16 protein-coding genes and 1 pseudogene are annotated in these 19,637 nt (G+C 59.8%); 7 read left to right on the top strand and 10 right to left on the bottom strand.

The features are described from left to right. The first annotated feature begins 36 nt into the window (after positions 1–36). Both EJA72_RS25645 and EJA72_RS25640 read left to right on the top strand, forming a co-directional pair. Positions 37–2,097: a TonB-dependent receptor gene (locus EJA72_RS25645; protein ID WP_178129583.1), complete on the top strand. Its 2,061-nt coding sequence runs from the start codon at positions 37–39 to the stop codon at positions 2,095–2,097. Positions 2,098–2,370: 273 nt separating this feature from the next. After that, entirely contained in the window at positions 2,371–3,663 is a 1,293-nt protein-coding gene (locus tag EJA72_RS25640; protein WP_157714679.1) for an OprD family porin, read from the top strand. Positions 3,664–3,764: 101 nt separating this feature from the next. Here EJA72_RS25640 and EJA72_RS25635 read toward each other — a convergent pair whose 3' ends face one another. Beyond that, the gene (locus tag EJA72_RS25635) at positions 3,765–4,676 is read right to left on the bottom strand and encodes a LysR family transcriptional regulator (protein ID WP_157714678.1); all 912 of its coding nucleotides are present in this window, start codon (positions 4,674–4,676) and stop codon (positions 3,765–3,767) included. Positions 4,677–4,785: 109 nt separating this feature from the next. Between EJA72_RS25635 and EJA72_RS25630 the strand changes: the two genes are divergently transcribed. From EJA72_RS25630 to EJA72_RS25620, 4 genes and pseudogenes are all read left to right on the top strand, one after another. Beyond that, positions 4,786–5,625 (top strand): hypothetical protein, encoded by an 840-nt coding sequence (locus tag EJA72_RS25630; protein WP_157714677.1) that lies wholly within the window; start codon positions 4,786–4,788, stop codon positions 5,623–5,625. Positions 5,626–5,736: 111 nt separating this feature from the next. After that, positions 5,737–6,705 (top strand): ABC transporter substrate-binding protein, encoded by a 969-nt coding sequence (locus EJA72_RS25625; RefSeq protein ID WP_157714676.1) that lies wholly within the window; start codon positions 5,737–5,739, stop codon positions 6,703–6,705. 38 nt (positions 6,706–6,743) lie between these two features. Then, positions 6,744–6,821, top strand: a pseudogene (locus EJA72_RS29430) (outer membrane lipoprotein carrier protein LolA); the annotation flags it as partial. A 190-nt stretch (positions 6,822–7,011) separates the two neighbouring features. After that, positions 7,012–7,965 (top strand): LysR family transcriptional regulator, encoded by a 954-nt coding sequence (locus EJA72_RS25620; protein WP_157714675.1) that lies wholly within the window; start codon positions 7,012–7,014, stop codon positions 7,963–7,965. Between the two features lie 56 nt (positions 7,966–8,021). On the opposite strand, the gene EJA72_RS25615 is transcribed toward EJA72_RS25620, so the two are convergent. The 8 genes from EJA72_RS25615 to phnD form a co-directional block, all read right to left on the bottom strand. After that, positions 8,022–9,590 (bottom strand): arylsulfatase, encoded by a 1,569-nt coding sequence (locus EJA72_RS25615; protein WP_157714674.1) that lies wholly within the window; start codon positions 9,588–9,590, stop codon positions 8,022–8,024. A 281-nt stretch (positions 9,591–9,871) separates the two neighbouring features. Then, positions 9,872–10,699 carry a phosphonoacetaldehyde hydrolase gene (gene phnX, locus EJA72_RS25610; RefSeq protein WP_157714673.1) on the bottom strand — a complete coding sequence of 276 codons (828 nt, stop codon included), beginning with the start codon at positions 10,697–10,699 and terminating at the stop codon, positions 9,872–9,874. Positions 10,700–10,785: 86 nt separating this feature from the next. Further along, positions 10,786–11,658, bottom strand: a complete 873-nt coding sequence (locus EJA72_RS25605; RefSeq protein ID WP_157714672.1) for a LysR substrate-binding domain-containing protein — start codon at positions 11,656–11,658, stop codon at positions 10,786–10,788. Between the two features lie 27 nt (positions 11,659–11,685). After that, on the bottom strand, positions 11,686–12,981 hold the full coding sequence (locus tag EJA72_RS25600) for an MFS transporter (RefSeq protein WP_157714671.1): 1,296 nt from the start codon (positions 12,979–12,981) through the stop codon (positions 11,686–11,688). Positions 12,982–13,106: 125 nt separating this feature from the next. Continuing rightward, positions 13,107–14,198 (bottom strand): iron-containing alcohol dehydrogenase PsrA, encoded by a 1,092-nt coding sequence (psrA, locus tag EJA72_RS25595; RefSeq protein ID WP_157714670.1) that lies wholly within the window; start codon positions 14,196–14,198, stop codon positions 13,107–13,109. A gap of 136 nt (positions 14,199–14,334) precedes the next feature. Continuing rightward, complete coding sequence (phnE, locus tag EJA72_RS25590) at positions 14,335–15,153, bottom strand: phosphonate ABC transporter, permease protein PhnE (RefSeq protein WP_157714669.1); 819 nt, start codon at positions 15,151–15,153, stop codon at positions 14,335–14,337. Then, positions 15,150–15,953 (bottom strand): phosphonate ABC transporter ATP-binding protein, encoded by an 804-nt coding sequence (gene phnC / locus EJA72_RS25585; RefSeq protein ID WP_157714668.1) that lies wholly within the window; start codon positions 15,951–15,953, stop codon positions 15,150–15,152. The genes phnE and phnC overlap by 4 nt, the downstream gene beginning before the upstream one ends. Next, positions 15,950–16,819 carry a phosphonate ABC transporter substrate-binding protein gene (gene phnD, locus EJA72_RS25580; RefSeq protein WP_157714667.1) on the bottom strand — a complete coding sequence of 290 codons (870 nt, stop codon included), beginning with the start codon at positions 16,817–16,819 and terminating at the stop codon, positions 15,950–15,952. The genes phnC and phnD overlap by 4 nt, the downstream gene beginning before the upstream one ends. 110 nt (positions 16,820–16,929) lie before the next feature. On the opposite strand from phnD, the gene EJA72_RS25575 reads away from it, so the two are divergent. Then, the gene (locus tag EJA72_RS25575) at positions 16,930–17,808 is read left to right on the top strand and encodes a LysR substrate-binding domain-containing protein (RefSeq protein WP_157714666.1); all 879 of its coding nucleotides are present in this window, start codon (positions 16,930–16,932) and stop codon (positions 17,806–17,808) included. A gap of 192 nt (positions 17,809–18,000) precedes the next feature. On the opposite strand, the gene EJA72_RS25570 is transcribed toward EJA72_RS25575, so the two are convergent. Next, complete coding sequence (locus tag EJA72_RS25570; protein WP_157714665.1) at positions 18,001–19,626, bottom strand: methyl-accepting chemotaxis protein; 1,626 nt, start codon at positions 19,624–19,626, stop codon at positions 18,001–18,003. Positions 19,627–19,637 lie beyond the last annotated feature (11 nt).

The raw sequence follows: 19,637 nt of genomic DNA, 5'->3' as shown, positions 1-19,637 counted from the left end.
AAAAAATACAAATAATCGGGCGCAGGGGGGCGGGGCGTGAATTTCAAAAAGAATACAATGGCGTTGGCTATAGGGTCGGCAGTGTGTCTGACCACCAGTGCATGGGCGGATGAAAAGCCAAGTGCCCTCGAGATCGCGCCGATCACGGTGAAGGGCGAAAAAATCGACCGCTCCCTGGAAAAGACCCAGTCGAGCGTCGCCGTGGTGACAGACAAGCAACTGCGCGAGAAGGAAGACCATAGCCTCGTCGATGTGTTCGCCCGCACACCGGGTGTCTACAACACGTCTGGCAACGAAAACTGGGGTATCCGTGGCGTGCCGGTCTCCGGCTTCGACGACCAGGGCCCGGCCGCGCTCAATGGCGCGGTCTCGGTGTTCGTCGACGGCGCTGTGCAACCCAACCGTGCCCTGACCCTGAGCCCGATGCCGCTGTGGGACGTCGAGCAGGTCGAAGTGTTCCTGGGCCCGCAATCCACCACCCAGGGCCGCAACTCCCTGGCCGGTGCAGTGGTTATTCAAACCAAGAATCCGACCTTCGAACCGAGCCTTTCAGCGCAGGCCAGCGGGGGGACCTACGGTGAGCGCGGCGGCGCGTTGGCCGGTGGCGGGTCAATCGTCGACGACAAGATCGCCGGCCGTATCGCCGTGGATTACCAGGAAGGCGACGGCTACATCGACAACCTCTTCAACGGCGATGACGCCAACAAGACCCGAACCGCGAACGCCCGTGGCAAGCTGCTGATTCTGCCCAACGACGATCTTGATGTGCTGCTGACCTATGCCCACGGTGAAAGCCGCAAGGGCGATAACTCGGTCATTCGCCAGGGCGACAAGATCCGCTATTACAAAATCGACTCCAACACTGACGCCTACGACAAACTCAAGCAGGACACCGTCAGTGCCAAGGTCGACTACCGCCTCAATGATGCCTGGTCCATCACCAGTCTCACGGCCAACACCGACTCCGACTACGATGCGCGCCTGGATTTCGACCAATCCGCTGTCGATAACCAAGTAGTACTGCGCAAGCAATACGGCGACCTGTTCAGCCAGGAACTTCGCCTGAACTATAGCTCGGACACGATCAAGAGTTTTGCCGGCCTCTACTACGGCCACAACACCAACAACTTCCGCGATCGGCTGTTTTTCGATGATGAATTAGCCGGCACCGTGAAGGGCGATACCACGATCGAGAACAAGGCCGTGTTCGGTGAGGTCAATTGGACCTTCGCCCCGCGCTGGACCTTGATCACCGGCCTGCGCTACGACCACGAAACCAACGACACCGACGTCAAGGCCGATGATTTCTCCGAGCCGGGCAAAGACAAGCAGACGTCCGATGCCGTCCTGCCGAAACTGGGTATCGATTACGAGCTGGCGGACAATCAGTTCGTGGGCTTCATGGTGCAGAGAGGTTATCGCGGCGGTGGCGTCAACGTCCGTGCCGGCAGTGGTCACCAGGCCTACGATCCGGAATTCACCACCAACTACGAGCTGTCCTACCGTGGTTCGTTCATGGACCAGACCCTGCGTACCCGCGCCAACCTGTACTACACCGACTGGAAAGACCAGCAGGTCAGTGTCGTGAACCCGCAAACCGAGTTCTTTGATGTGTTCAACGCCGGCCGCAGTGATATCAAGGGCCTGGAAGTTTCCGTCGAAAAAGACGTCGGCCAGCAGTTGACCCTGAACGCCGGTGCCTCGGTGACCGATGGCAAGTACAAGGACTTCGTCACCAGCGACGGCCGCGACATGAGCGGCGAAGACTTCCTGTTTTCGCCCAAGTACAAGATGGCATTGGGCGCGACCTATCGCTGGAATGACCGTGTGACCCTCAACTCGGATGTCATCTGGCAGAGCACGTCGCCGTCGGAGTACGAGTTCGATGACGCGGGTCAGGTCACCGGGGAGCGCAAGGCCGACAACTACTGGCTGGCCAACTTCAACGCCGAGTACAAGATCACCAAGAACGTCGCGGTTTCCGGTTACGTGAAAAACGCCTTCGACAAGGAATACATCACCAACAACCGCAGCGGCGACATCATTGATGCCGGCGCACCGCGCACGGTGGGTCTGGTTCTGCGCTACGACATGTAAGCCTCTGGACGCGGGGAAGTTGATTCCCCGCGTCTTCGTTCTGCACCGACAGCGATCCTGCCTCTGCTGCCTCTCGGTGAATGCGCTTCGCAGATTGCACTCGGCTTCCCCAGCCAGTGACGCCAGCCCCACAAAGAATCCGCGCTGAAAGGTTGTCGAAAGCTCCCGGCCTTAGGATCGCTGCCGGGTCGACCTGACACGTCACCCTGTTGCGCCACCGGCATACACCTCTTTGTGTTTCCGGCACTTATAAGAACAATAGTGGAGTCGTCAATGAAGCTGTTCCTGCAGCCTCAGGCCGTTGCGCCTGTCCGTAATTTCCGCCTGCAACCCGCTGCCCTTGCCAGCGCCGCCGTCCTGGCAGGCGTCTCGCCATCGGGCTACGCCGCTTTCTTCGAAGACAGCAGCGCCAGCCTTGAAACCCGCAACATGTACTTCAACCGCGATTTCCGCGACGGCACCAGCGCCCAACAGTCCAAGCGTGACGAATGGGCCCAGGGCTTCATGCTCAATCTGGAGTCGGGTTACACCGACGGAGTCGTCGGGTTTGGGGTCGATGCCTTGGGCATGCTCGGGGTCAAACTGGACTCCAGCCCGGACCGAACCGGTACAGGCCTCTTGCCGACCCATGATGATGGCCGCGCCGCCGATGAGTACTCCAAGCTCGGCCTGACCGGCAAAGTGAAGATCTCCGCCACGGAGTTGAAGGTCGGAACGCAGATCCCCGAGCTGCCGATCCTCAAGGCCAATGACGGACGCATCCTGCCGCAGACTTTTGAAGGCGGGCTCCTGACGTCGAAGGAAATCAAGAACCTGACCTTCACGGGTGGGCGCCTGGAAAAGGCCAAGGACCGCGATGACACCAACCGGGAAGACATCGCCCTGAACAACAAGAACAGCCGGTTTCTCGGCACCGTGTCCGGCAACCATTTCGATACGGCGGGGCTGGACTACAAGTTCACCGACAAGATCACCGGCAGTTACTATTTCGCCCAACTTGACGATGTCTATCGTCAGCATTTTGCAGGGCTGACCACCTCGCAGAAATGGGGGCCGGGCACCTTCGCCAGCGACCTGCGCGCCGCCTTCAGCAGTGACCAGGGGCAGGCGCGTGGCGGCAATATCGACAACACCTCGCTCAACGGTCTGGTCAGCTATGGCCTCAGTGGCCACAAGTTCAGTGCGGCCTACCAGCAGATGTCCGGCGATACCGCATTTCCCTACGTGGATGGCACTGACCCTTACCTGGTCAACTTCGTGCAGATCAACGACTTTGCCGGCGCCGAAGAGCGCTCCTGGCAAGCCCGTTATGACTACGACTTCGTTGCCCTGGGCGTTCCCGGCCTGAGCTTCATGAGCCGTTATGTGAGCGGCGATGATGTAAAGCTGAAAAACGGCAGTACCGGCAAAGAGTGGGAGCGCAACAGCGAAATCAAATACGTGGTTCAGAGCGGCGCACTGAAAAACGTCGCCGTGCGGCTGCGTAACGCGACCTATCGCTCAAACTTTGCCCGTGATGCCGATGAGGTCAGGCTGCTGGTGAGTTACACGGTGAGCATCTGGTAAGCGTTGAGCAGTGGTTTGCCTGAACAAACAGAACATTCACGGTAAACCCCAAGCATGCAGGGTCGCCGATAAGGCGTTTGTTTTCGCGGGCCCGCGATGGATCAGCGGGCTTCAGAATTCCCTGCATGTTTAATCCAGGTGTTCAACTCCATCACCATTTTATTGACCTCGCTGTCTTCTCGTTCCGAAGGGCGGACGATAGCGTTCCAGGCGATGTCGAGGCCGTCATTCAGGGCGGCCCACGCCAGTTCCCCGCGCTCAAGGCTGGGGGTCACCAAGTCCCGTTGCAATATGCTGATTCCATACCCTGAGCGAACCAGTTCAACGATGGCTTCGATCAACTCCACGGTGATCATGCGGCGCGGCAAGATGCTGGCCGGCGCGAAGAACCGGTCGTATTCCCAGCCACTGGCGCGGTCCGTTGAATACGTCACCAGGTTGTAGGTCTTGAAGTCCTCCGCGAAGATGTTTTTCCTTCCGGCGAGGGGATGATCGGTGGCCATGATCGCAATCAAGTCGTCGCGAAACAGCGGCAGCTTGGCGACACCGCTCGGCACCATGCCGTCATCGATGATGGACACATCCAGCCTGCCTTGCATCAGGCTCGCGTACACGTCGTTGCGGGGCACGGTCACCAGGGTGATTTCGATGTCGGGGCGAAGGCTCGAGTAGTGTTTGATGAATTTTGGAATCCAGCGAAACGGGCCGTAGGAGGTGACGCCCATGCGGACAAACGCGGTGACGCCGCCGGCCATGGACCGGGCTTCCGACTCGGCCTCGTTGAGGATGGCGATGATGTCTTTGGCGGCGCGTTCCAGGCGCACGCCGGCGGGGCTGAGCCTGAGCTTTCCTCCTGAGCGTTCCGTCAGGTTCACCCCCAGTCGCCGCTCGGCTTCGCGAATGCGGTGGCTGACGGCCGAAGGTGTCAGCCATAGACGCTCGGCGACCGCCGTCACCGAATCGACTTCCGCCAGGGTTTGCAACATCACCAGGTGATCCAGCGTCAGTCTCATGGGGTCTCGACCTGAAAATAATTCACAAAATTGCGTAAAATTATGAGCGTGACTTGTTTTTGGTGCCGATGCAATCTGAATCCAGCAGAGCCACCGGAGACCCACAATAATGACTACCCTGCCTTTCAAACCTGCGCCAACCCTGGGCGATCTCGTCGATCTGGAGCGTTACCCCATTACCGATCGCGCCAGCCCCGCGTACCTCGCACTGGTCGCTCACAGCCAGTCGTTGCTGGGTGAAGAGGGCGTTGCGATTTTCCCGGGTTTCGTTCGCGACCCATCGGTTGTCGCGATGGCGGAGCAAACCCTTGCGCTGCATTCGCAGATGTTTCACTTTCGGGAAACCCACACGGTTTACTTCAAGCCGCAGGACGAAAGCGTTGATTTGGGCCATCCGCTGCGACGCTTGATGAACACGGCTAAAGACACCGTGGCGTACGCCGATATTCCGGCCGAGCATTTGATCCGGCAGATCTACGGATCAGACGAGGTGCTTGCTTTCATCCAGGATGTGCTGGACCTGGACACGCTCTATCGCCATGCCGATCCATTGGCCGCCCTTAACCTGCAGGGCTTCACGGCGGGGCAGGAATTGGGGTGGCACTTCGACCGATCCGACTTCAGCGTCACGCTGTCCCTTCAGGCCGCGAGCGCGGGCGGGGATTTTGAGTACGTGCGCATGCTGCGCAATGAACACGACGATTGTTATGACGCGGTCAGAGCGTTCCTCGATGACCCTCATACGCAACAGATCGAGGTTCTGCCTCAAGTGCCGGGCACCCTGACCTTGTTCCGTGGCCGCTATTCGTTGCACCGGGTCACGCCGGTAGAAGGCGACAGGTTGAGGCTCAATGCGGTGTTCGCGTATGTGGATCAGCCCAATGTCGAATTCAGCGCCTATGCCCGCCAATTGTTCTACGGGCGGACCTCCGTTGACCCGACCGTATAAGTTTTGCCCCAATAATAAGAGCCATTGATTCACACCTTCGCTTCACATGTTTGCGCACGCCGCACACAACAGTTCGCTGCCCCCAACAATAATGATTCGGAGCGTCTGATTATGAAAAACAGGAAGAGTTTGCTGGCCTCGTTGCTCACCCTTGGCCTGCTCGTTGGCAGTGCTTCAAGCCAGGCGTCGGGATGGTGCGAGTCGGGCAAGCCGGTGAAATTTGCCGGGCTGAACTGGGAGAGCGGGATGCTGCTCACCGACATCATGATGATCGTGCTCAAGGACGGCTACGGCTGTGCCACGGATCAGTTGGTGGGCAACACGATCATTCTGGAGACCGCGCTGGCCGGCAACGACATCCAAGTGTTTGGCGAAGAGTGGATGGAGCGCAGCGAAGTCTGGAAAAAAGCGGCGGCCGCCGGCAAGGTCATCGGGGTTGGCGCCCCGATCATTGGCGCGACTCAAGGCTGGTACGTACCGCGCTATGTCGTCGAGGGCGATGCCAAACGCAACCGGCCGGCCCAAGCTCCCGACCTCAAAACCGTCGCCGACCTGAGCAAGTACGCCACTGTTTTCCACGATGCAGAGGAGCCGTCCAAGGGCCGCTTCTACAACTGTCCAGCCGGCTGGATCTGTGAGCAGGACAACACCGAGATGCTCAAGGAGTACGGCCTGGAAAACACCTTCACCAACTTCCGCCCCGGTACCGGTGCCGCCCTGGATGCCGCTGTGCTCTCAAGCTACAAGCGCGGTGAGCCGGTGCTGTTCTACTACTGGTCACCGACACCGCTGATGGGGCAGATCGACGCGGTACGACTGGAAGAAAAGACCGGCGCCAACAAAGACGTCGTCACCATGGTCGGGCTCTCCAAGGCGTTCCATGAACAAGCCCCCGAACTGGTCGCGGTGCTTGAAAAGGTCAACATTCCCATCGATCTGCTGAACAAAAACCTGGCAAGAATGACCCGCGAACGCATCGAATCGCCGAAGCTGGCGAGGATGTTCCTCAAGGAACACCCGGAAGTCTGGCATGCCTGGGTCGATGAAGGTGCAGCGAAACGGATCGAGGCGTCGCTCTAGTCGCTATCAGTAACCCTGTAGGAGCGAGCCTGCTCGCGATGGTCGTCAACGATAACGCTGGCTGCCTGACTCACCTCGAGGCCCTGAAGTTTTTCGCGAGCAGGCTAGCTCCTACAGATTCACTGAGATTTTTTAAACAATTTGGTTGGCAACGGACAAGCCCCTTAACTGACGACCCCTTCAAAGGCGATAAAGCTACCGCCAGCAACGATCAAATGAATGGCCCGAAACGTTGGTATTTTGGCCCATTTGATGGTGGGTTCGCGCCTAGCATGGGCCTCGGTTCAACCAAAAGGCCTGCCTCCCATGAACGATCTCGAAAACCTCAGTACCCTGAAAATCTTCTCGTGCGCGGCGCAGACCCGCAGTTTCACCGAGGCTGGAAATCAGCTGGGGATTTCAGCATCGGCCGTGGGCAAGGCGGTGGCACGGCTTGAGCAGCGTCTGGGTGTGCGTTTGTTTCATCGCAGCACACGCAGCATTCAGCTGACCGAAGAAGGGCAGCAGGTGCTTGACGGGAGCCAGCGCATTTTCAATGAGTTGGAAACCATCGAAGCGGGACTCGCACAAAACCGTGGTGCGCCTCGTGGCAAATTGCGGGTGAGCCTGCCGCTGACCGGCCTGTTGATGATGCCGACACTCACAGCCTTCATGCAGGCCTATCCGGAGGTCGAGCTCGACCTGCATTTTTCCGATCACCTGGTCGATATCGTCAACGAAGGATTCGATGTGGTGGTGCGCGCCGGAGAGGCTTCCGATTCGCGGCTGATTGCCCGCAACCTGGGCAACTACCAACTCAAGCTGGTGGGGTCGCCGGCCTATTTCAAGCGTGCGGGTATTCCGCTCAAACCGGCCGACCTGGTCGATCACTCCTGTTTGCATCATCGCTTCCCCAGCAACGGCAAGCTGGAGCGCTGGCCGCTGCGTGCCGACCTTGAGGGTGACGAAGTGGTGGTGCCGGTGACGACCATTTCCAGCACCGTCGAGCCCTTGATTGCGCTCGCGGAGGCGGGGATGGGCATTGTGTGCATTCCGGATCTGGCTTGCCGGCGACAACTGGCTGACGGCACGCTGGTTGAGGTGTTGGCCGAGTATGTCGAGCACAGCGGCACCTTTCGCGCCGTCTGGCCCGCCAGCCCTTACCGGTCGCCAAAGCTGCGTGTGTTTGTCGACTTCATGGCCACGCACCTGCTGGCTGAGTCCGATGGCGCCAGGCAGCCAGCGTCACTCAATATCACGCCGATGCGACGTTCGGCCTAGTGGAAACAAAGCGTCCGCCTATAGGCGGACGCTTAAGGACGCCTGTTTCACGGTTTCTACTGTTTCATTTTCTCGGCAATTTGCTTGTCTACGTTTTCACGAATCTGGTCGATGCTGAAGCTCGCCGGGCGTTGGCTGGGCGGGTAGTCGACAAAGGTCTGCAAGAAGGCGGCTGCTTTTTGCGTGCCTTCAAACAGCAGGTAGTCGTTCTTCGTCAGCCAGTCATAGTATTGATCAGACACGACGTCGGCTCGTTCATACGGGTCCATGCGCAAGTTGAACAGCTTCGGCACGCGCAGGCAGGTGAACGGTTCGCTCCAGACTTTCAACCCGCCGGGGGCGCGTTGTTCGCAGAAGACGACTTTCCAGTTGTCGTAGCGCATGCCCACCAGATCACCGTCATCGCTGAAGTAGTAGAACTCGGTACGCGCACTCTGATTGGATTTCCCGGTCAAGTAGTCCAGTTGATTGTAACCGTCCAGATGGACCTTGAAGTTCTTGCCTCCGACGTCAGCGCCCTTGAGCAGCCGGTCCTTGATATCGGTGTCTCCCGCTGCAGCCAGCAAGGTCGGAAACCAGTCCAGCCCGGAGAACATTTGGGTCGACGTTACACCCGCCTTGATCTTGCCAGGCCAGCGGATCATCGCCGGAACCCGGTAGGCGCCTTCCCAGTTGGAGTTTTTCTCGTTACGGAATGGGGTAGTCGCCGCATCCGGCCAGGACCATTGGTTAGGACCGTTGTCGGTGGTGTAGATCACGATGGTGTTGTCGGCGAGCTTGAGGTCGTCGATGCTTTTAAGCAGCTTGCCCACGTCGCCGTCGTGTTCCAGCATGCCGTCGGCATAATCGTTGCCGGCCATGCCGCTTTGGCCTTTCATTGAGTCGCGGATATGGGTGAACGCGTGCATGCGCGTGGTGTTCATCCAGACGAAGAAAGGTTTGTCTGCCTTGGCCTGTTTCTCGATGAAGCCGATGGCCGCCTGGGTGGTCTCGTCATCGATGGTTTCCATGCGTTTGCTGGTCAGCGCGCCGGTGTCTTCGATTTTGCCGTCGGCGAAGCTGTGGATTACGCCACGCGGTGAGGCGGCCTTGACGAACGCCGCGTTATCTTTCGGCCAGTAAGGGCGCTCAGGTTCCTCTTCGGCGTTCAGATGGTAGAGGTTACCGAAGAACTCGTCGAAGCCATGGTTGGTGGGCAGGTATTCGTCCTTGTCCCCCAAGTGGTTTTTGCCAAATTGTCCGGTCGCATACCCGCGGGCCTTGAGCGCCTGGGCAATCGTCACATCCCGGGCCTGCAAACCGACCGCCACACCTGGCATCCCCACCTTGGAGAGGCCTGTGCGCAGGGGCGACTGCCCGGTGATAAAGGTCGAGCGTCCGGCCGTGCAGCTGTTCTCGGCGTAATAGTCGGTGAACTTCATGCCTTCTTTGGCGATTCGGTCAATGTTCGGCGTTTCATAGCCCACTACGCCGTCCGCGTAGGCACTGATGTTGGTCTGACCGATGTCGTCGCCGAAAATCACAAGAATGTTGGGTTTGTCGGCCGCGAGTGCGGCCCCTGATAACGTGAGAAGCGAGGTCGCCACGAGTGCGAATTTGGGAAGCCACTTGCGTACGCATGTCATCTGACTTGCTCCTTTGCCGGTGGGTCGCATGCTGCGACTGGTGTTTTGTACTGTCCTGCATCATCTGCGTAGTGGTTTGCCGGCTTGGGTGCGCAGGTGTCCCATGAGTGTTTGGCACTGATCGGCAACCTTATCGACGATAGACCAGACGAGCGGATTGTCTGGTTGAAGTGACTGCAAAGTCGGTGAGTAGGCGACCAACGGTGGTGAGGGAACCGCTTGAGCTCGCAGGTTGTGGCCGTCCGGGAGACGGCCACAGTCCTTTCAGCCGATGTCAGAAGTCAGGAACCCTGAGGGGTTTCACCTCGCGCCAGGCGGGCATTGATGTCTTCGATGACGGCCGGCAAATCGACGATGGTGTCGATCAAGTAGTGCGGGCGCGAGCCGTCGAACATCTTGATGATGCGCGCGCGTTCTGCTGCCAGTTGGTCGCCGGGCAGGGCCTTGTACTGATCGTAGGTCAAGCCCAGGGCGTTGCCGGAGCAGGTCAGCGCGACGGTCCACATACCAGCGCTGCGCCCTTCGAGAATGCCCGGCCAGGTGTCATCGACCTTCACGCAAGCGGCGACGTCGCTGATGCCCAGCGCAATCACGTTGGCCAGGGCCTGGGCCGGGTAGGGGCGACCATTGGGCACTTCGTCGGTGGCGACCACGTGGTCGGCGACATAGCCGTTGTGGCGCGCCAGTTCCACCACTTTCGCCATGACGACGTCCGGGTAACCGGAGCAGGAGCCGATTTTCAGGCCTTTGTCGCGCAAGGCGTCGATAGCGTCCAGCGCACCGGGAATCAACGCCGAGTGCAGAGCGATTTTCTCGATTTGCAGCGGCATGAAGCGCTCGTAGAGCGCGGTGACGTCCTCATCGGTCGGCAAGCGATCAAACACCGCGCGGTAGCGCTCGGCGATCTGTGGCTGGTTGCACAATGTGCGGATGTGGTCCCACTTGCCCATGCCCATCGGGCCTCGCGCTTCCTCCAATGACACGGCCACGCCGAACTCGGCAAAGGCCTCGACGAAAATTTGCGTAGGGGCGAAGGAGCCGAAATCAACCACGGTGCCGGCCCAGTCCAGAACCACGGCTTGCAGTTGAGCAGGTTGTTGATAATGCATGGTGAATCTCCACGTTTGGGTAGGGGAAGGCCGTCCCTCTCACTCATGAGAAGTAGGCCTGTCGAGGGTTCAAGTGCGTTACACAATCAAATGGCGGGCGTCGGGCTCGCGTCGAACAACTCCGCGATCATCGGCCGGTTCCGGCGGATGCCGAGGCAACACAGGTGGTAGTCGATCGAAAACGGGTGATTAACAAAGGTGATCGGCTTGGTGCCTGGTGTATGCGTGTACTCGACCGCCGACACGAAACCAATGCCGATGCCCTTGGCGATGGCGTGGACAATGGCTTCGCGGCTGTTGAGTTGCATGACACAGTTCAGCGAGACGTCGAGGCGCTTGCAGCTTTCCTCCACCAACTGGCGAGTGCGTGAGCTTTTTTCCCGAAGCACGCACCGTTCATGGCTGATCTGCTCGACGTGCACCTGTTGCTGGCTGGCCCAGGGGTGGTCGTCACGCACGACGGCAATGATCGGATAGCGCCGGTACAGCCGCGTATCAAAACGCTGGTCGAATTCCGACAACGCCAGAATCGCCACATCAATGTCGAAGTTGAAGAGCCGGTCCAGGGTCTCTTTTTCCGGAGAAAACGAGGTCTCCAGTTCGATGTCCGGGTGCTGTTGCATCAACTCGTACGTCAGGTTCATCGCGATGGGCGGGGAGACCGCGCCCAGGCGCAACATGCCGGTTTTACGTTGCTTGAAGCTTTGCAGCAGTTGCACGGCTTCATCCTCCTGGCCGAACAGGCCCTGGGTGATCGCATAGAGCTTGTGGCCCGCCGAGCTCATTTCGATAAAGCGGCCGCGACGGTGGAACAGTTCCACGGAAAACTTCTTTTCCAGCGCGTTGACCTGTTCGCTGACCGTGGGTTGGCCGACGCTCAGGTACTCGGCGGCGAGGGTGAAACTGCCGGTCTTGGCGACTGCATGAAAAGAACGCAGCCACTTGTGGTACTGGTACATAAAAGGTCCTGTTCCTGAGCCGTGCGCTTAACGCCTGATGAACAGCGCGACCACCGCACTGCACAGGCAGGCTGAGGTGACCACGATGAAGATCAGCGACGTGTTGCCGGTGCTGTCGAGCATACTGCCGATCAGCGGTTCCGCCAGGCCGGCAAACAGATAGGACGAGAAGTTCATCACACCGGTGGCCGTGCCCGCGCGCTTGGCGCCGACCAGGTCCGGGCACAGCGCCCAGAAACTCGACGCCGGTCCGTACACGAAGAAACCGCAGAGGAACAACGCGACAAGACCGGTAGCGCTGTGAGGTGCAAGGGTCCACATCCACAGGCTGGTGGCTGCACCGAGCACCATGTAGAGCATGATCGCCAGGTAGCGTTTGGAGCCGAACAGTTTGTCCGATATCCAGCCATTACTGAGCGCTCCGATGGCCATGCCCACCGGCAGGGCAACGGTGATCCACTTAGGATCGATCATGCTGTCGCCGCTCTTCCAGTTGGCACCCAGAAAGTGCACGGGCACCCAGACGATCAGGCCGTAGCGAGCGGCGTTCTGGAACCCCAGGGACACGGCGGCAATGATCAGCCGAAAGTTCTTCAGGACAGCTTTGTAGCGTTGCACTGAGGTTTCGACTTCGCCATGGGCCACTTCGTGATTTTTGTCTTCCGCGTTGGCGACCCCGGTGTCTGCCAGTGGCTCGAAGCCCAGGTCCTGCGGACGTTCGCGCGCCACCAGATAGAAGATGATGCCGCCCGACAGCATCAGCAACACGGGCAACCGGAAGATCCAGCGCCATTCCAGGTGCATCACCTCAAGCACCACAATCGAAGTCACGTACGACAGGACCGACGCGCAACCGGCGGCAAACACGTATAAGCCGTACACCTTGCCGCGTTCGCCGGCACTCCACCAGTTGGAGATCAGCCGACTGCCCGGCGCCCAGCCCAAGGCCTGGAAATAACCGTTGATGCCCCACGGCAGAATCAGCGCGGCAAAGTTGCCGGCGAAGCTGGTCACCCAGTTGGCGGCACAGGACAACACGGCCCCGGCGGTCATGATGCGGCGGCCACCAAACTTGTCGGCGAGGTTACCGTTGATGGCCTGGCCGATGGCATAGGCCCAGAGCATGGCGGCCGATGCCCACCCCAGGTGCTCCTTGGTAAAACCGAACTCGGCCTGGATTCCAGGGATGGCAAAACCGAAAGTCTGCCGGCCGGTGTAGAAAAACAGGTAACAGAACATCGCCGCCAGCAGCATGCGCCATTGAGCGACTCGAAACGACGCGGTGGGTACGGCCAGAGCAGGCATTGTTTGGGCACGATTCATGATCTTTTCCTATTATTGTCCGGTCCCGTCGAGGGGTGTCGGCGGGTGCACGCTTTTATGGGTGCAGCAGGAAATCGTCGCGGCTCGTCATGCCGCTGACAGTGCGTGGTTGGGGTGGACGGGCTCTAGGCGGCTTGGGAACCGATAAAGTTTTTGCCCCTGGCGCCCTGCATCGCGAAATTGATCATTTGCTCGGCTTGTGCAGCCGTTACACCGTAGTCGGAAAACTCGGTTTTCACGTCCAGGCTGTGCAGGAAATCACGCAGTTGCACCTGGGCCTTGTCCAGGTCGTTGCCGAATATTCGCTGAAGGGTTTTGTCTCGCGCCTCGTCGTGACCCCAAGCCAGACCCAATACCAGCGGCAAGGTGAAGGAGCAGGCGATACCGTGCGGCAGGCCGTAGCGCAGGGTCATTTCATAGGAGATGGAATGGGCGAGGGCGGTCTTGGTGTTGGAGAACGCCAACCCGGCCTTGAGCGCGGCCAAGGCCATGCGCGAACGCAGTTCCTTGCTGGACAGGTCACGACGCAGCAGCGGCAGGCATTCCAGGATGTCGGCAATGGCGGAGATGGCCAAGGTGTCCGAGACCGGGTTGGCGTTGATGTTCCAGACCGCTTCCAGTGCATGGGACAGCGCGTCCAGGCCCGTCGAGACCGTGACACTGCCCGGCACCGTGAGCATCAACTCCGGGTCGATAATCGCGACTTGCGGCCAGGTGCATTCCAGGTGCAGGGAATATTTCTTGTGGCTGGCCGAATCCCAGATCGTCGCCCAAGGCGTGACTTCACTGCCCGTGCCCGCCGTGGTGGGCGCGGCGATCAGTCGCTTGCTGCGCGCTGGGGTGAACGGCTTGCCGGTGGCCAGCAACGTCAGCAATTCATCAAATCGCCCGGATTCCGTGCCCACGATCAACGCCTTGGCGGTATCGATGGCGCTGCCTCCGCCGACCGCGATGACCGAGTGGCATTCGCCGGCCTGCTGCCAAAAACGTTCGTAGGTCTCACGCAGGTGGGCCACGTCAGGATTGGGTTGTACATCCTCGATCACGTAGATCAGCCGATCGCCCAGCAGCGCTTGAATGCGATCGACCAGTCCCAACCCACGCGCCTCAGGGAACGTGACCAGAGCGACGGTCTGGTGTTCGGTGATGTCGGCAAGCTCAAGCAGGCTGCCCCAGCCGAAACGGGTATCAACTGGATTGTGAAATTTGGCAGTCATGGCGGGTCCTTGGTTTTTGTTGTTGGAAGTGGCCCCATACTCCGGGGCCTTCAACAACAGCTCAAATCGATAATTCGCAGGCTTCAATCGGCTGAACCGATACCTGATTCGAAGACAGTTTTTTGCTGAGAAATTTTTACTCGTGAGCGCCGCGCTGGATGGCATTGCGCAACCTGCCGGACACCGCATCGGCCACGATCACCATGAGCGTGATGACGATGATGCACGTGGCGGTCTCTTGGTATTTGAAGAGCTTGAGGCTGCTCACCAGCTCAAACCCAAGACCCCCGGCCCCGACCATGCCAAGCACCGTGGCCGAGCGCAGGTTGACTTCGAAGCGGTACAGCACCACTGCAATCCACGCGGTGATCACTTGCGGCAGCACGCCAAACACGATGACCTGCAACGGCCGGGCACCCGTGGCCCTTAGCGCCTCGATCGGGCCTTGATCAATCTCTTCAATGCTTTCGGCAAAGAACTTACCGAGCATGCCCAGGCCATGCAGGGCCAGCGCCAGCACGCCGGGGAAGGGCCCCAAGCCCACCGCCGAAACAAAAATCAACGCCAGGATCAATTCGTTAATGCTGCGGGTGAAATTCAGGAACTGGCGCGTGGCGTGGAAAACCCAGCGGTTTTTGCTCAGGTTGCGCGCCGCGAGAAAGGACAGCGGAATGGCCATCAACACCCCGAGCAGTGTTCCCCAGATCGCGATTTGCAGCGTCTCGACGGCGGGCGCCAGCAATCGCGGGAGAATGCTCAAGTCGGGTGGGACCGTGCGAGACAGAAAGTCGCCGATTTGCGGCAACCCGGCGGCCAGTTCACCCACGCTCAGCTGTGCGCCCGTGGCGCTCCATTGCAGTGTCAGGATCACCGCCAGCACCATCGCGCCCTTGGACAGCCAGCCACGGGTGCCGCTTGGCAGGTCCACGGTCCAGAGATAATTGCGTGCTTTCATGCTGGAACCCTCATTGGCGCGGCGTGGACCATCGGCTTGGCCGGGTTCGCTGGCGCACCCTCCGGTTCCGTTGCCTGGTCCGGATAAATGCGCTGCAAATCGGCGTCGGTCAGGCTTGAAGCGTCACCGTCGTACACCAGTTTTCCGTGGGCCAGGCCGACAATGCGGTCGCCGAACTCGCGGGCGTAATCGACCTGATGCAGGTTGCACAACACGGTGATGCCCAGCTCTCGCGTAGCATCGCGCAGGTATTGCAACACCAGGCGCGCCGTCTTGGGGTCCAGGCTGGCCACCGGCTCGTCGGCGAGGATGACTTGTGGCCGCTGCGCCAGGGCGCGAGCGATGCCCACGCGTTGCATCTGCCCACCGGACAGTGCATCGGTCCGTTCGCCCGATTTATGCGCAAGCTCTACGCGCTCCAGGCATTGCATCGCCAACGCCACGTGCTCGCGACGAAACAGCTGCAGGATCGAGGTCAACGTTGAAACAGCGCCCAGGCACCCAGTGAGCACATTCTTCAACACGCTCAGCCGTGGCACGACGTTGTGGTGCTGGAAGATCATCGCCGCCTGACGCCGCAATACGCTGGTGTCGCGGCAGGCCATTGCATCGATGCCGGCCACGGTGAGCGTGCCCGAGTCGGCCTCGACCAGTCGATTGATGCAGCGCAGCAAAGTGGACTTTCCGGCGCCGGACTGACCCAGCACCACCACAAATTCACCCGCCGCCACGTCCAGATCAATGCCGCGTAACACCGGGTTGCTTCCGTACTGCTTGGTCAGCTGGCGGATGCTGATCATTTCAGCCTCCGCAGGTCCAGATCGAGCACCTTGGCGGTTTCGCGTACGACGTCGTAAGCGGCATCGGTCGTGGGCTGGAAGCCGTCCAGCTGACCTTGATCACCCCAAGGCACGTCCTTGATCGACGCCAGGGCCGCCGCGACTTTTTGCTTGAGGGCCGGGTCGAGGTTTTTGCGCCAGACCATCGGCGATTCCGGGATCGGACGCGAACTCCACACCACTTCGAAGTCATCCTGCTTCACCAGGCCCCGGGCCACCGCGTTGGCCAGAATGCGGTCAGCGACGGCGGCCGCGTCCACTTTCTGGTTCGCCACGGCGAGGATGCTTGCATCGTGAGAGCCGGAGAAAATCACGCGCGAGAACAGTTTTTGCGGATCAAACCCCGCCTGCTCCAGCCCGGCCTTGGGGAACAGGTGACCCGAAGCGGAACTCGGGTCGACAAACGCGAAGGTGTGGCCCTTGAGGTCGGACAGTTGATGAATGCCGCTGTCCTTGCGCGTGAGGATCAGGCTCTTGTAGGCGCTCTGACCGGTTTTTTTGGTGACCGCGACCGCGAAGGCTTCGACATCCGCCACCGACGTGGCCAGCACATAGGAGAAAGGCCCGAGGTAGGCCACGTCCAGCTTGCCGGCGCGCAGGGCTTCGATGATGCCGTTGTAGTCGGTGGCGACAAAGGGTTCGACGGGCATGCCCAGTCCGGTTTCGAGACTGCTCAGCACTTGTTTGCTCGACTCGATCATGGCCTGGGAATCTTCCGATGGAATCAGGCCAATTCGCAGTTTGTCGCTCGCGGCTGCCTGGCAGGCGGCGCTGATCGAGAGGCAGGCAAGGACGGCGACACGCAAAAATCTGGAGACGTTGTTCATGGCATTCCAGGAGGTTGTTTGGAGTGACCTCAAGGCTAGAAATGTCACGTGACAGTCATACGATCAATTCAATATGGGTTTTCGCAGCTAACTATTGATGGAGTCTATGGATGTCGACCGCCAAGATGCGCGCCTTTCTCGCGGTGGCTCGCCACGGAAGTTTCAGTGCCGGGGCTCGGGCGCTGGGGCTCAGCCAACCGACGCTGACCACCCAGGTGCAGGGCATGGAGCGCGAGTACAACCTTGAGCTGTTTCACCGGCGCGGACGGCGCATCGAGCTGTCCGATGTCGGCCGGCAACTGCTGCCGATTGCGCAGGCGATGGCGGCACTGGATCTGGACGCACACAACCTGCTGCGCGACTCCGGCCGGCTCGACAGCGGCCAGCTCAAGCTGGGCGCGGTGGGGCCCTTTCATGTGATCGAAATGGTCGACAACTACCTTCAACACCACCCGCGCATCGACGTGTCGATACGGGTTGGCAACTCGGCGCAGGTCCTGGCTGACCTTGAAGGTTACGTCACGGACATCGCGGTACTGGCCGGGCGGCATGAAGATCCCGGGCTCTGCGCCCTGCATTACGCCCGTCACGCCATCATCCTGTTTGCCCACCACGAACATCCTTTTGCGGGGCGGGGTTCGGTGAGGCTGGAGGAACTGGAAGGGCAGCGGTTGCTGCAACGAGAGCCGGGTTCTACCACGCGGCTGGTGCTGGAACAGGCCATGATCGCGGCGGAAATTGTCCCGCGCATCGCCATGGAAATCGGCAGCCGTGAAGCCATGCGTGAAGCGGTCGTGCGGGGGCTTGGTCTGGGCGTTGTGTCCGAGGCGGAGTTCATCGCCGATCCGCGTATCCGAACCATCCGGATCGAAGGCGATCCGCTGTACACGGAAACCTATCTGTATTGCCTGGCGGAGCGTCGTTCCAGTCGGCTGATTTCTTCGTTTTTTGATGTGGTGCTTGCTGCGCAGGTGGGTGGCTCACAATAGGTTACCCGGCAACACGCAAGGATTCTGTAGGAGCGAGCTTGCTCGCGATGGACTCAAGTACGCTGCGTTTAATCAGCCAATACGCGGTTTCGTTAACGACCTTCGCGAGCAAGCTCGCTCCTACAATGGATTTATTTTCAAAAAGGGGAACAGATTTATTTTTAGATCTTGTCCCCTTTTCCGACACTCGGGTTAAACCACGAACCTCGAGACCAGGCCGTTGAGTGAAACGGCAAGCCGCGAAAGTTCCTGGCTTGCCGCGCTGGTCTGGGTCGCGCCGGCGGCGGTCTGCGTCGCCAGCTCGCGGATATTGGCGAGGTTGCCATCCACTTCCCGGGCGACTTGCGCTTGCTGCTCGGCCGCGCTGGCGATCACCAGGTTGCGCTCATTGATCTGTGTGAATGAGTTGGCAATCTGATCAAGGGCTTGACCCGCTGCCTGGGCCACTTCAAGCGTGTCGTGCGCGCGGGTGTTGCTGCCTTGCATCGCGTTGACCGCTTGCACTGTCCCTTGTTCGATGGCCATGACCAACTGCTCGATTTCCTGGGTCGAGCGCTGGGTGCGATGCGCCAGGCTGCGCACTTCATCGGCGACCACGGCAAAACCACGACCCGCCTCACCGGCCCTGGCCGCTTCGATGGCTGCGTTAAGTGCCAGCAGATTGGTTTGCTCGGCCACCGTGCGAATGACATCGACCACCAGGCTGATGTCCCGGACCCGGCCTGCCAGGTTTTCCACTTCCCCCGCCGTTGCCGTGACGCCGCTGGCCAGTTCGCCGATCGCGTCAACGGTGCGCAACACCTGCTGCCGCCCGAGCTGCGCGGTCTGATCCGACGCCCGTGTGGCATCGGCTGTCGAGCTGGCGTTGCGGGCAACATCTTCCGCGGCACTGGTCATCTCGTTGATCGCCGTGGCCGCCTGCTCGATCTCGCCGTTTTGTTGATGAAGCCCACGACTGGCATCTTCGGTCACGGCGCTCAACTCTTCGGCAGCCGACGCCAGTTGATTGGAGGACTCGGAGATCGCCATGATGGTGTCACGCAGATTGCTTTGCATGGTTGCCAACGCACCCATCAACCGCGCGGGTTCATCAGTGCCGACAACGGCGATGCGGGTGGTGAGATTGCCGGTGGCCACGGTCTCGGCCAGCTGGACCGATTGCCGCAACGGCAGGACGATGCTGCGGATCAGGCCGACAGCGACGACGCAGGAAGCCAACGCGACGACCAACAGCACCTCGATAATACCGCTGCGTGCACTGTTGAAGACGTCGACACTGCTGGAGGCCGCACCCAGGGCGCCATGGTTATTGAACTCGATCAGGTCGGCGAGCGCCTTGCTCAAAGCATCCGCGCGCGGGTTCATCTCACCATTGATAATATTTCGGGCTTCGTCGAGTTGATCCTTGCGTGACAGGTCTATCACTTTAGCCTGAAGCGCCATGTAGGCCACTGCAGCGGTCTTGAAGCGCTCGAACATGGCCCTGTCTTCATCGGCGAGAATGGTTTTTTCGTACTGCTCCATTTGTTTTCGGGATTCGGCCCTGAGCAGCTCAATTTTGTTGTAGTTCTGCTCAAGGGTCTGCGGATCGCGGCTGATCATGACGCGCAGGGTCAAGGCGCGGATACGTTGAACGTTTTGCGCGCCTTGGCTCAAGGTCATCACTCCGGGTAACCAATCGTCACTGATTTGCCGGGTGCTTTCACGCATGGCGTCCAGCTTGGACAGCGTAAATATCCCCAATCCTGCGGTGAGCACTACAACCAGGCTGAAACCGATGGACGCACGCCAAGCGATACTAATATTCCTGATCATCATTGGATTCTTCT

It is taken from the genome of Pseudomonas sp. PB120, from assembly GCF_009761815.1.
Classification (GTDB): domain Bacteria; phylum Pseudomonadota; class Gammaproteobacteria; order Pseudomonadales; family Pseudomonadaceae; genus Aquipseudomonas.
Note: the sequence above shows the minus strand (reverse complement) of the source record. Positions and strands in the feature narration are given on the sequence as shown.